At 71.6% G+C, this 12,550-nt stretch carries 11 protein-coding genes; 2 read left to right on the top strand and 9 right to left on the bottom strand.

Annotated elements, in window-relative coordinates:
• Positions 1-173: 173 nt before the first annotated feature.
• The 7 genes from pheA to ACFVXE_RS05610 all read right to left on the bottom strand — a co-directional run bounded on the left by pheA (position 174) and on the right by ACFVXE_RS05610 (position 7,329).
• Positions 174-1,109: a prephenate dehydratase gene (gene pheA / locus ACFVXE_RS05640; RefSeq protein ID WP_389669444.1), complete on the bottom strand. Its 936-nt coding sequence runs from the start codon at positions 1,107-1,109 to the stop codon at positions 174-176.
• A 27-nt stretch (positions 1,110-1,136) separates the two neighbouring features.
• Positions 1,137-2,366 carry an iron uptake transporter deferrochelatase/peroxidase subunit gene (gene efeB / locus ACFVXE_RS05635; RefSeq protein WP_389669546.1) on the bottom strand — a complete coding sequence of 410 codons (1,230 nt, stop codon included), beginning with the start codon at positions 2,364-2,366 and terminating at the stop codon, positions 1,137-1,139.
• 83 nt (positions 2,367-2,449) lie between these two features.
• Positions 2,450-4,411 carry a copper resistance CopC/CopD family protein gene (locus tag ACFVXE_RS05630; protein WP_389669442.1) on the bottom strand — a complete coding sequence of 654 codons (1,962 nt, stop codon included), beginning with the start codon at positions 4,409-4,411 and terminating at the stop codon, positions 2,450-2,452.
• A 14-nt stretch (positions 4,412-4,425) separates the two neighbouring features.
• On the bottom strand, positions 4,426-4,872 hold the full coding sequence (locus ACFVXE_RS05625; RefSeq protein WP_389669440.1) for a copper chaperone PCu(A)C: 447 nt from the start codon (positions 4,870-4,872) through the stop codon (positions 4,426-4,428).
• Positions 4,869-5,522, bottom strand: coding sequence for an SCO family protein (locus ACFVXE_RS05620; RefSeq protein WP_389669438.1), 654 nt, complete (start codon positions 5,520-5,522; stop codon positions 4,869-4,871). Before ACFVXE_RS05620 ends, ACFVXE_RS05625 begins: the two co-directional genes overlap by 4 nt.
• 47 nt (positions 5,523-5,569) lie before the next feature.
• Positions 5,570-6,325, bottom strand: coding sequence for a YcnI family protein (locus tag ACFVXE_RS05615; protein WP_389669437.1), 756 nt, complete (start codon positions 6,323-6,325; stop codon positions 5,570-5,572).
• A 185-nt stretch (positions 6,326-6,510) separates the two neighbouring features.
• The gene (locus ACFVXE_RS05610; protein WP_389669435.1) at positions 6,511-7,329 is read right to left on the bottom strand and encodes a hypothetical protein; all 819 of its coding nucleotides are present in this window, start codon (positions 7,327-7,329) and stop codon (positions 6,511-6,513) included.
• A 229-nt stretch (positions 7,330-7,558) separates the two neighbouring features.
• On the opposite strand from ACFVXE_RS05610, the gene ACFVXE_RS05605 reads away from it, so the two are divergent.
• Complete coding sequence (locus tag ACFVXE_RS05605) at positions 7,559-8,086, top strand: ATP-binding protein (RefSeq protein ID WP_389669434.1); 528 nt, start codon at positions 7,559-7,561, stop codon at positions 8,084-8,086.
• 38 nt (positions 8,087-8,124) lie between these two features.
• Here ACFVXE_RS05605 and ACFVXE_RS05600 read toward each other — a convergent pair whose 3' ends face one another.
• Positions 8,125-9,588, bottom strand: a complete 1,464-nt coding sequence (locus tag ACFVXE_RS05600; RefSeq protein ID WP_389669432.1) for an aminopeptidase P family protein — start codon at positions 9,586-9,588, stop codon at positions 8,125-8,127.
• Positions 9,589-9,777: 189 nt separating this feature from the next.
• Positions 9,778-11,265, bottom strand: a complete 1,488-nt coding sequence (locus ACFVXE_RS05595; RefSeq protein WP_389669544.1) for a PP2C family protein-serine/threonine phosphatase — start codon at positions 11,263-11,265, stop codon at positions 9,778-9,780.
• 475 nt (positions 11,266-11,740) lie between these two features.
• Between ACFVXE_RS05595 and ACFVXE_RS05590 the strand changes: the two genes are divergently transcribed.
• Entirely contained in the window at positions 11,741-12,424 is a 684-nt protein-coding gene (locus ACFVXE_RS05590; RefSeq protein ID WP_389669431.1) for a bifunctional DNA primase/polymerase, read from the top strand.
• Positions 12,425-12,550: the final 126 nt, after the last annotated feature.

Below are 12,550 nucleotides of genomic sequence, written 5' to 3'. Positions count from 1 at the left end.
TCCACCGGCGCACGCTCCATCGGCCTCGGGGCAGGGGCGACCAGGACATCAACTCCGGCCGTCGGCCCAGCGATCGGCTCCGGTCACCGGCCCTCGTCTCGTCAGCGACCGGATCGCCAAGGCCTCGTCGGGGCCCGTCAGGAGGCCCCGTCAGGCCTTGGCCGGGGTCCCGGTCAGGCCCGTCCGTCCTGGACCCGGCCCAGCCAGTCCGAGGCGTCGGTGAACTCCCGGTCCGACGTCCCCGCGCGCAACGGGCGTACGTCCTCCGCGGAGACCCCCGCACGCGGATACGAACCGAGGAACCGCACCTTCGGGCAGATCCGCTTCAGCCCCATCAGTGCCTCGCCGACCCGGCGGTCCGCGATGTGCCCCTCTGCGTCCACGGCGAAGCAGTAGTTCCCGATGCCGGCTCCGGTCGGGCGCGACTGGATCAGCATCAGGTTCACCCCGCGGACCGTGAATTCCTGGAGGAGTTCGAGCAGCGCGCCGGGGTGGTCGTCGCCCAGCCAGATGACCACCGACGTCTTGTCCGCGCCGGTGGGCGCCGCGGGTCGGGCCGGACGGCCCACCAGGACGAAGCGGGTCTGCGCGTTCTCCGCGTCGTGGATCTCCGTCACCAACGGCTCCAGGCCGTAGGTGGCCGCGGCGAACTCACCGGCGAAGGCCGCGTCGTACCGCCCTTCCTGCACCAGCCGCGCACCGTCCGCGTTGGATGCCGCCGACTCCCATACGGCCTGCGGCAGATGGGCCGCCATCCAGTTGCGCACCTGCGGTTGTGCGGCCGGGTGCGCGGTGACCGTCTTGACGTCGGAGAGCTTGGTACCGGGGCGCACCAGCAGCGCGAAGGTGATGGAGAGCAGCACCTCGCGGTAGATCATCAGCGGTTCGCCGGTGGTCAGCTCGTCGAGGGTCGCGGTGATGCCGCCCTCCACGGAGTTCTCGATCGGTACGAGGGCTGCCGCGGCGGCCCCGTTCCGTACCGCATCCAGTGCCGCCGGTACGGAGACCATCGGGACGAGTTCCCGAGTGGCGGCTTCCGGGAGCGTACGGAGGGCGACCTCGGTGAAGGTGCCTTCGGGGCCGAGATAGGCGTAGCGCGTGGCGGACATACCGTCACCCTAATGCGCCGGGGTGGCTCAGGACTCCAGCAGCCGCTGTCCCACGTACTCGCCGTCCGCCGCGCCGCCGGGTACCGCGAACAGGCCGCTCGCCTCGTGCCGGACGAACGGCGACAACGCGTCGCCCCGGTCGAGTTTGCGCTGTACCGGCACGAATCCCTTCAGCGGGTCGGCCTGCCAGCAGATGAACAGCAGTCCCGCGTCCGGAGTGCCGTCCGCCGCGATGCCGTCGTGGTACGAGAACGGGCGGCGCAGCATCGCGGCCCCGCTGTTGCGTTCGGGGGAGGAGATCCGGGCGTGGGCGTTGGCGGGGATGAGCAGTTTGCCGTCGGGGCCCGCCTTGTCGAGGTCCATCGCAGTGGTCTCGCTGCCGCCGCTCAGCGGTGCGCCGTCCGCCTTGCGTCGCCCTATGACGCGTTCCTGGTGGGCCACCGGGAGCTTCTCCCAGTCGTCGAGCAGCATCCTGATCCGCCGTACGACCGCGTACGACCCGCCGGCCAGCCAGGCGTGCTGCGCGTCGTCGCCCGGTCCCGGCCGAGCGGGGACGAAGATACGCCGGTCGAAGTCGCTCTCCGACGGTTTCGGGTTGCCGGTGCCGTCGACCTGTCCCATCAGATTGCGTGCGGTCAGCGGCTCGGCGGTGGCGCCGGGGGTGCGGTTGAAGCCGTTCATCTGCCAGCGCACCCGGGCCGTTGCGGCGGCCTCCTTCTGGACGGCGCGCAGGGCGTGGAAGGCGACGAGCGCGTCGTCGGCGCCGATCTGAACCCAGAGGTCGCCATCGGAACGCCCGGCATCGAGCCGGTCGGCGGAGAACGGCGGCAGGGGGTCCAGGCCCGGGGGCCGGCGGTCCACCAGGCCGGTGCGTTCGAAGAAGGTGTAGCCGAAGCCGAAGGTGACGGTCAGCGCGGAGGGACCGGCGTCCAGCGCGATACCGGTGTCGTGCCCCGGGCCGTCCGCCGCGCCCGTATCGGCGGGTTCGCCGGCCATCAGGCGCTTCGCCACGGTGGACCAGCGACGCATCAGGGCGGCGGCTTCCGCCCGCCCCGAGCCCGGTGCCAGGTCGAAGGCGATGAGATGGCCGCGCGCTTGGAGCGGCGTGGTGATCCCCGGTTGATGTTTCCCGTGAAACACCGCCTGCTGGGAGCCGAGCGAGGCGAGGGCCGGCGGTTCGTCGGGGCGGGTGGTGGCGTAGCCGGTCGCACCGCCCGCGGCGCCCAGCACCAGTCCGCCCGCGCCGGCAGCTCCCATGCTGCCGAGCAGCCGCCGCCGGGAGAGGCCGGATCCGGCGCTGTCGTCTCCGTGGTTCCTGTTGTCTCTGCTCACGATCCTGCTCAGCCGATCTTCACGTTCTTGTCGACGGTGGTCTGATCGATGTCCGAGGTGCGCACGGTCACCGCGACGTTCCAGTCGCCCGCCATCGGGATCTGGATGCCGCTCGCGATCCAGTGCCCCTCGGTGAGCCGGTCGGGGACGACCGGCAGTGGGCCGATGTCCTTGGACTTCAGGGTGAAGGCGAGCTTCACCTCGGGGACGTCCATGGCCTGCCCGTCGGGGCTCTCGAGCCAGAGATGCAGCCCGTTGGCGCCGGTGCGGCCGGGGTCGATGTCCATCCGGACGGTCCCCTTGCCGTTCCGGCCACCGGTGTCGAACGGCAGGCTCAGGGCGGGCGCCTCGGCCGCGGGTGCGGCCGCGGCGGTCGAGGCGCGTGCCGCTTCCTCCTCGGTACGTCCCGGCTCGGTCGAGGTCAGTACGGTCGTCACCGCCAGCAGCGCCACCGCGACGCCGACCTCCGCGAGTACGGAGCGCCGGAGCCCGGACCGGTCGGGGTCCGCATCGCGGATCCGCTTCTTGGTGGCAGTGGCCACGGCGGCCTTCTGCCGGGCCAGTTGGGAGGCTCGCGCGGGGTCCTCGGGCCCGGCGTCCGTCTCCGGCCCGGCGTCCTCCGCCGGGGAGCCGTCCGGGCCGGTGGAGTCGTCCTCCGTGGCGGCCTCGGCCGGCGCCTCGACGGCGGCCGTCGTCCCCGCGGTCAGCCGGGCGGTCCAGCGTCGTGAGATCCAGGCGATCCCGACCAGCACCGCGACGAGGCCCACCTTCACGAGCAGCAGCTGCCCGTACCGGGTGCCGGTGAGCGCGGACCAGGAGCCGACCTGGCGCCAGGACTGGTAGATCCCCGTCGCGGTGAGGACGAGCACGCTGCCGAACGCGATGCGGGAGAAGCGCCGTACGGCGGTGACGCCGATGTCCGGGGTCCGGTACAGCGCGACCAGGAGCGCCGCGAGTCCGCCCAGCCAGGCGGCGACGGCCAGCAGGTGCAGGACGTCCACGGGCATCGCGATTCCGGGCTGGAGTCCGGTCGAGGCGTGCTCGGCCAGGGCCCAGGTCCCGGCGATGCCGGCGGCGACGACCGTGCCGCCGACGGCGAGCCCGAAGGTGAGGTCCTTCTTCTCCTGTTCGTCCTCACGTTTCGCGTACGCCCCGAACAGCACGGCGATGAAGAGTGCGGAGGCGCCGAGCAGCAGCAGCCGGGAGACGAGTGCGGCCCCGGGCTTGGTCTCGAGCACGGCTTTCAGGCCGTCGAGGTCGAAGGCGTCGGCGAGTTTCCCGGAGCCGGTGTACGGATTCCGCAGCAGCAGCATGGCGAGGGTGGCCGCGGTGAGGGTCAGCCAGCCGCGTACGACCAGGCGCTGCAACGGGCGTGCGCCCGCCCCACGCTGCCAGCAGGCCAGGATGAAGGCGGCGCCGCCGGCGAGCAGGATGAATCCGGCGTACGCGGCGTACCGCGCGATGCCGTAGAGCGTGCCCACCAGGCCGCCGCCGGCCTGGTCCGTCGGAAGGGCGACCGTGGTCTTGGACGGGGCACCGATGGAGAAGGTGAAGGCGCCGGAGACCGGGTGGCTGTCCGCGGACACGGCCTGCCAGGCAACCGTGTAGGTGCCGTCCGGGAGCCCGGAGTGGAGCGCGACGCCGTACTTCGCGGTGGAGCCGCTCCGCAGATCGCGGGGGGCCGCGCCGGTGTCGGCGCGCTTGCCGCCGGGGTCCAGGACCCGGATCGAACCGGCGCCCACGGCGACCTGTTCGGAGAAGGTGAGCGTGACCTCCTTGGGTGCGGAGGCGACCACCGCCCCGTCCTGCGGATCGCTCCCGGTCAGCGCGGCGTGCGCGGATGCGGGCGCCGCACCGCCCAGCAGCAGGCCGGCCACCGCGGTGATGAGCGCGGCGAGGAGCGCGGCCGCGGCGAACGGCCGGCGGGTCGGGGACGGGGAGGGCCCGAAGGGCGGGGCGGTGGCTGTCATGGTGTGTCAGTCCCTCACTGCTGCTTCGGGTTGTGGGTGGTCTCCTTCACGGGAAGGTCGACCTTGATGGGGTCGGCCTTCTCGAAGTGCAGCTCCACGGACACCTTCTGGCCCTGTCTGGGCTGCTGCTTGAGCTTCATGAACATGATGTGGTTGCCGCCGCGTTCCAGGTCCAGCTCGCCGCCCGCGGGCACCTCGAAGGACGTCACCATGCGCATCGTCTGGTTCGTCGTCTCGTGGATCGTGATGTTGTCGGAGAGCGGGCTGGTGACCGAGGTGAGCCGGTCGGAGCTGCCGCCGCTGTTCCGCACGACGAGGAAGCCCGCCGCCATGTCGTTGACGGGCTGCGGCATGAACGCGCCGGTCACCTTCAGCTCGGGTCCGCCGTCCGAGGAGCACCCCGCCAGCGTCAGCCCGGTGGAGAGGGCGAGGACGCCGGCGAGGAGGGTACGGCGGTTCACGGAGTCTCCCCCTTGGCGATCTTGGGGAGGTCCTTGGCGTAGTCGTCGGGCGTGGTGTCCTCGCTGTACAGCACGTACCCCTTGTCGGTCTTCGGGGAGAACGCGATGACCTGCGAGCCGTGCATCGAGATGACGGTGCCGTCCTTCTCCTTCTTCGGCGGGTCGATACCGATGCCGATCTGGCGGGCGCCGGCCTGGATGGCCGTGAAGTCGCCGGTGAGGCCGATGAAGGAGGCGTCCTGGGCCCGCAGCCAGCTGCCCAGCGAGGCGGGGGTGTCCCGCTCGGGGTCGGTGGTGACGAAGACGACCCGCAGCTTGTCCTGGTCGGTCTTGGACAGGGACTTCTTGGCGACGGCGATGTTGCTCATGATCAGTGGGCACACGTCGGGGCAGTTGGTGTAGCCGAAGTAGATGAGCGTCGGCTTGCCCTCGGTCTCCTTGCGGAGGTCGTACTTCTTGCCGTGGGTGTCGGTCAGCACGAGGTCCGGTTTGGTGAACGGCTGGTCGAGCACCGTCGCGGCCTGGGTCTTCGTCTCGGCGGACACCTCGGCGAGGGGCTTCTGTGCGCTGTCGTCGCCGCTGCCGCAGGCCGTCAGGGTGAGTGCGGCCGCGGCGACGAACGCCGCGGCCAGCACTGTCTTCTTACGCATGTATCGCTGATTCCTGGTGGGTCGGTGAAAACGATGGGGCTGGTGTGTCAGGCGGTGCGGCGGCGGCCGGAGAGCACGCCGAAAGCCACCCCCGCGGCGCCGATGACGATGCCGACGATGCCGAGGACACGGGCGGTGGTGTCGCTGGAGGAGTCGGCGGAGGCGGACGCGGCGGACGTTTCCGTGTGGTTGTCCTTCGCCGCGTCGGCACCGGCCACGCCGCTCTTGTCGTCGGCGGCGCCGTGCTCGTCGGTGGTCGCGGCGGTCAGCTTGAGTACCGGCGCGGGGGTCTCGGGCTCCGCGGCGCCGTCCTTCTGCTCCTCGATCCAGCGGACGACTTCCTTGTTGTCGTACGTCTGGATGGCCTTGAAGACCAGCTGGTCGGTGTCCTCGGGGAGCTGGCCGACGGAGAGCGGGAACTGCTGGAACCGGCCCGGGGCGATACCGAGGTCGTCCTTGCCGCCCTCGGCGGTCCAGGTCACCTTCGAGACGGCCTCGTCGATCTTCTGGCCGTGCATGGTCAGCGGCTTGGCGAGCTTGCTCCTGGTGACGGCGATCTTCCAGCCGGGGACCGCCTGGGGCATGACGGAGGCCAGCGGGTGGTCGGTCGGGAAGTTGACTTCGAGCTTGGTCGTCGAGGCGTCGTCACGCTCGTTGGGGACCTTGAAGTTGATGGTGGCGTAACCGCCCTTGGCGGCCTCACCCTGCGGCTGCACGCTGACGTGCGCGGAGGCCGTACCGGCGAGGATCAGCACGGTGGACGCGGCGACGCCGCCGGCGAGAGCGATGCGGGAAACGTTCATGGCAGGAATCACTCCACTGAGCAGGTGGGAAGGGTGGTGGCCCGTCGCGCGGGTGCGCGACGGCATCGCGACACCTCTTCCTCACGTGCGGCGTGCGTGTGCCGGGCCGGGCGGGCACCACCGGGCGTGCGACGGGGTGGTGCCTGCGGAACGGTCCGAGCGTGCAACGGGCGGAGGGTGTCGCGTCAGGCTGCGAGGGTGAATACGGACGGAGGCCCGCGCCTGATCACCAGATGCTGCAGTGGATCGCCGGTGGCCGGTGCCGGTGCGTCTGCCGCGGTACGGGGGAGCCGCGGCCCGGCCGCCGGTTCGCCGTGGAGACCGGCGCGCAGGGCCCGTACGAGAACGAGCGCGGCCCGCAGCGCGCGCAGCCGGGCTCCGGCCGCGAGGTGCTGGGCGCCGTGCGCGGAGAGCCTGGCCAGCCGGAACAGGGCGATCTCGCCGTGCCGCAGGAGCCAGCCCGCGGTGAGCGCGGCCAGCAGGTGACCGAGCAGCATCGGCAGGCCGGGCAGCAGCCCCGGAAGCAGTTGGGCGAGGGCGGCCGGGTCGGTGGCCGCGGCCATGTGCTGATGGCCCTGGCCCGCCACCGTCGCCGGATCGATGCCCGCCGCGGTGACGATGCGGTGGGCGTCGGCGGCGTTCAGCTGCGCCGGTCCCGCGCCGCAGACGAGGCTTGCCGCGAACCGGATCAGCGGGCCGTCGCCCGCCGCGGTGCTCGCGGCGGTGCCGGACGCGAGGTGCGTGCTCAGACCGAAGAGGGTGTGCAGCGCGATCTGCCCGCCGGCCAGGGCGGTGGCGATGGACGGCAGGGAACGCTCGCGTCCGGCGAGCGGCGCCACCACCGCGAAGACCCCGAGGAAGCCTGCGAGCAGCGTCCACCGGGGGACGGTCGCACAGGTGGCCAGTGCGTGCCCTGCCGCGGACAGCGCGACACAGGCCGCGGTGAACACCGCGGCCCTCAGGAGCCGCAGACCGGCTCCGGCGCGTGCGACAGGCGTAGACATGGCCGGGTCATCATCGCACTGCGCCCCCGGTCTCCGTGCGGCAGGTCCGGAAGGTCACCTTCCGTCCGATTGGCTGTGCGGTGGGTCCGCTGTGCCGGACCTGTCATACACAGGTGCACGGAGTGCGGGTATCCGCCGAATGAGCGGTCTCACATCCGGTCTGTGCTTACGAACCGCCCTGTGCGGCAATACGTATCGGTATGTCGAGCCGCAGCCAGGAGGCTGGAGCATGAGCATCTGGTGGTCACTCCATTTGCGGCGCGAAGCTGCGAGCGTCCCGCTCGCCCGTCGCTTCCTGCTCGGCACCATGGAGACCGCGGGCGTGGATCCGGACGTCTCCTTCGACCTGTCGGTCGCGCTCAGCGAAGCCTGTGCGAACGCCGTGGAGCACGGCGGGGGCCGCAGGGACGACGACCTCGATGCCCCAGGGGACCCCTGGGATACGTGGGACGCGTGGGGCGAGCAGCCCGCTACGGCCTCCGGGCAGTACCGGGTCACCGCGTATCTGGACGGCGAGCGATGCCGGATCGAGGTCGCCGACGCGGGGCCCGGGTTTCCCGCCCTGTGCGAGCTCGGCGCGGCGGGGCAGCCACAGCCGCAACTTCCGTCGCTCAGCGCCGAGGACGGCCGGGGGCTCTGTCTGATCGAGCAGCTCGCCGACCACGTCCACTTCGGCAACCGCCCCGGCCGCGGTGCGGTGGTGAGCTTCGACAAGGTCCTGAAATGGCGGGAGGGCGCCCTGCTCATGGTGTCCTGAGCGGGGCGCCCTCCGGCGCGGTGCGGATCTGCCGGTGATCAGCCCTTGAGCTGAGCCATCCAGGCCTCGACCTCGTCGGACCGGCGCGGCAGCTTGTCGGAGAGGTTCCGGCTGCCGTCCTCGGTGACGAGGATGTCGTCCTCGATCCGGACGCCGATGCCGCGGTACTCCTCCGGCACGGTCAGATCGTCGGCCTGGAAGTACAGGCCCGGCTCGACGGTGAGGCACATGCCGGCCTCCAGCGTCCCGTTGACGTACGTGTCGGTGCGCGCGGTGGCGCAGTCGTGGACGTCCATGCCGAGCATGTGGCCCGTGCCGTGCAGGGTCCAGCGGCGCTGGAGACCCAGCTCGAGGACCTTCTCGACGGAGAGGTCGCCGAGCAGGCCCCACTCGACGAGCTTCTCGGCGAGCACGCGCTGCGCGGCGTCGTGGAAGTCGCGGAAGGCGGCGCCCGGCCTGACGGCGGCGATGCCCGCCTCCTGGGCCTCGTACACCGCGTCGTAGATCTTCCGCTGCAGCGGCGTGAACGTGCCGTTGATGGGAAGGGTCCGGGTCACATCGGCGGTGTAGAGGTCGTTGGTCTCCACACCGGCGTCGAGGAGCAGCAGCTCGCCGGAGCGGACGGCGCCGTCGTTGCGCACCCAGTGCAGGGTGGTGGCGTGCGGACCGGCGGCGCAGATCGAGCCGTAGCCGATGTCGTTGCCCTCGACGCGGGCGCGCAGGAAGAACGTTCCCTCGATGTAGCGCTCGCTCGTCGCCTCGGCCTTGTCGAGGACCTTCACGACGTCCTCGAAGCCGCGCGCCGTGGCGTCGCAGGCCTTCTGCAGTTCGGCCGTCTCGAAGGCGTCCTTGACCAGCCGCGCCTCGGAGAGGTGGACCCGCAGTTCCTCGTCGCGCTCCGCGGTGACCTTGTCGGTGAGCGCGGCGTCGATGCCCGCGTCGTGGCCGCGGACGTTGCGGACCGGTCCGGTGGCCTCGGCCAGCGCGGCCGGGAGCTCACGTACGTCCTTCGCCGGGATGCCCAGCAGCTGCTCGGCCTCGGCGAGGGAGTGGCGGCGGCCGACCCAGAGTTCGCCCTGGCCGTCGAGCCAGAACTCGCCGTTCTCGCGGTTGGAGCGCGGCAGCAGGTAGACCGTCGCCTCGTGGCCGTCGCCCTTCGGCTCCAGGACGAGCACGCCGTCCTGGGTCTGGTCACCGGTGAGGTACGCGTACTCGGTCGACGCGCGGAAGGCGTACTCGGTGTCGTTCGAGCGGGTCTTCAGCCTGCCGGCGGGAACGACCAGGCGCTCGCCGGGGAAACGTGCGGACATTGCGGCGCGGCGGTCGGCGGTGTGCCCCGCCTGCGCGATCGGCTCGAGGCCGTGCAGCTCGGTGTCGGCCCAACCCGACTTCATGCTGGCGGCGAGCTCATCGGAGACGCCCGGGTACAGGCCGTTCTTCCGCTGCTTGACCGTCTCTGCTTCTTCGGTCTCCGGGTTCTCCGGGGTGAGCTCCTCAGACACGACGTGACTCTCCTTGATACGACATTGGACCCCGTCCATCGTACGGGCGTACGGAAGGGGGCCCAGGGTCGAAGGGCCTGTTACACGGGCCGGCCGGACCACGCGGCCCGGAGGCGGTCACGGAACACGGCCGGATCGCCGCCCGGCGTGTGCTCACCGGGCCGGGACGGCGCCCGGCCCCATCGGGCGTCAGTCGAAGCGTGCGGCCAGGACGACGACGTCCTCCGTGCCGTCGGCCCGGTCCCGTCCGTCCGGCAGAACGGTCCGCAGTACGTGGTCGGCGACGGCCCCGGCGTCGTGGCGCAGCGCCTTCGGCACACTCGCGGCCGCCGAGTGCAGCCGTGCGAACGCCCGGTCCATCGAGTCGCCGGTGCGGCGCAGCAGCCCGTCGGTGTAGAGCAGTACGGTTTCGCCGGACGCGGGTGCGATCTCCACGCTCGGCGCCTCCCAGCAGGCGAGCATGCCCAACGGCGCCGACAGCGACGTCTCGACGAACTCGGTGCGCCGGTCCCCGATCACCAGCGGCGGGGTGTGCCCGGCGCCGGCCAGCAGGATCTTGCGGCGCGCCGGCTCGCAGTAGGCGAAGAGCGCGGTGGCCGACCGGGCGGGTTCGGTCAGCCGGAGCAGCAGCTCCAGGTCGGAGAGGACGGCGACCGGATCCTCGCCCTCCATCACCGCGTACGCCCGGAGACTCGCGCGCAGCCGGCCCATGGCGGCCAGGGCGCCGGGCCCGGAGCCGCTCACCGAACCGACGGCGAGGCCGAGCGTGCCCTCCGGCAGGGCCAGCGCGTCGTACCAGTCACCGCCGCCGTGCGGTGCGGGGCGGTGCCGTGCGGCCAGTTGTACGCCGGCGACCCGGGGCAGTCGGCTGGGCAGCAGCTCCTCCGTGAGGGTGGCGATGTCGGCCCTGGCGCGTTCCAGCTCCAGCAGCCGGGCCAGATGGTCACTCGCGTAGCCGGCGTACAGGCCGACGAGATGGCGCTGGCGTTCCACGGGCTCGGCGGGCTCGTCGTAGAGCCAGACGGCCGCGCCGAGCCTGCCGGTGGAGCCGGCGGTGATCGGCAGGGCATAGCTGGCGGCGTAGCCGAGCCGGGCGGCGACCTCGCGGTGGCGGGGGTCGACGCCCGTGTCGCCGAGCAGATCGGGGCTGGTCAGCGGCGTTTCGGTGGCCGGGAGTCCTTCCAGGATCCGGCCGAACGAGGTGGCGCTGCGCGGCAGTGTCTCGATGTGTCCGAGCTCGGCATGGGCGAGGCCCAGTCCGATGGTGGAGACCGGGCCGCGACGGTCGGAGGGTTCGAAGACGATCAGTCCGCGGCGGGCACCGACCAGGGCCGCGCCGGCACTCAGGAACTCGTGCAGCGCGTCGTCGAGCGTGCTGGTTCCGGCCAGTCGTTCGGTGAGTTCGTGGAGCGTGGTCAGATCGGACACCCAGCCGGCCAGGCGGTCCTGGAGGAAGGATCCCGGGGCGGCGGGCACTTCGGCCAGCGGCCCGGCAGTGTGCGTCGAAACAGGAACTGAGGGATGGATTCCAGCCACTTTCGGCAGGTGAGGGGCGCTCATGGCAACCGGCTTTCCGACCAGGGCGTTTCGTCGAATAGCATCGCAAACCCTCATGCCATTCTGCGCCGCTATCAGTGCATCCACATGTACACGCACAAGTAAGGCGATGTCCAGCATTGTCCCTGCGGGATTCGTGGTGTCCATGTGACCAGTAAGTTGGCTAAAAATTGCACCCTATGGCGGCCAATTGCGGTCGACTGGGTCCGGCTCGACACGGTGCGCCCTCGGGGTTGAAGTCCCCGCGGGAGCGTCATTGACGGCCTGTGGGGTACGTAATCGGTGAAGGATCGGCGACGGTTCAGGCCGTCCCGGAACCCGGCGGCGAGCCGGGACGTCCTCACTACGACGACCGCGCCCCACCCCCGAGTGGCGGGGTTGTGCACCATGGGGCGACAGGCGCGACGCGCGCTGCTCCTCGCCATGACTGTGGCTGGACCTGGCTCGGCTCGACTCGGCTCACGCTCGGTACCGACGGGGTACCCGTACCGCAGATTTAGAGAGCTTGTACGCACGGTGAAGTAACACGCACGTGGTGTGACGCACGCGTGGTGTGATGTGGCCCTCGGCGTTCAACGGAAAGGAACGAGCGCTCATGCGCGAGATCCTCGGAAGGCGACGCAGGCTCCGGCTCCGGCGCAAGGAACGGCCCGCCCAGCTCGTAGCGGCCCTGACCTGCGCCACCGCATGGCAGTGGCCCGTGCTCCCCGGAGTGGGGCTGAGTGCAGCAGGCGGTCGCGGTGACCGCGGTCGTGGCTGCGCCTGTCCCGATCCCGAGTGCGCCGTACCCGGCGCACATCCCTTCGATCCCGGTCTCCTGGCGGCGACCACCGACGAGCGCATGGTGGGCTGGTGGTGGACCAACCGGCCGACCGCGCCGATCATGCTGGCCACCGGCGGCCGCGCCCCGTGCGCGCTGAGCCTTCCGGCCGTGGCGGGCGCCCGTGCGCTCACCGAGCTCGACCGCATGGGTGTGCGGCTGGGGCCGGTGGTGGCGACGCCGACGCGATGGTCGCTGCTGGTCGCCCCGTACACCCTCGAACAGCTCGGTGAGCTGCTGCACGCCAAGGACTGGGTGCCCAGTTCACTGCGCTTCCACGGGGAGGGCGGCTATCTCGTGCTGCCTCCGTCCGGGGTGGGTGCCGGGCAGGTGCGGTGGGAACGGTCTCCGCTGCCCGGCCCTGCGGCGCCCTGGCTGCCGGGTGTGGAGGCGGTCCTGGACGCGCTGGTCACGGCGAGCACCAGTGCGCCGGACGGCGGCAGCCGGCTCGCGTTCTGACGGGCGGGCCGTCGGTCCGGTGCGGCCCCGGCCCGGCGCCGGGGCACAGTCACCGGTCCGGGCTCACTCGTTCGGGTGTGAGCCGGTCCGGGTTTCCGCGTTGAACGGCGTACTCCACCCGGGCGC

The organism is Streptomyces sp. NPDC058231 (assembly GCF_042882275.1).
Lineage (GTDB): Bacteria > Actinomycetota > Actinomycetes > Streptomycetales > Streptomycetaceae > Streptomyces.
Note: the sequence above shows the minus strand (reverse complement) of the source record. Positions and strands in the feature narration are given on the sequence as shown.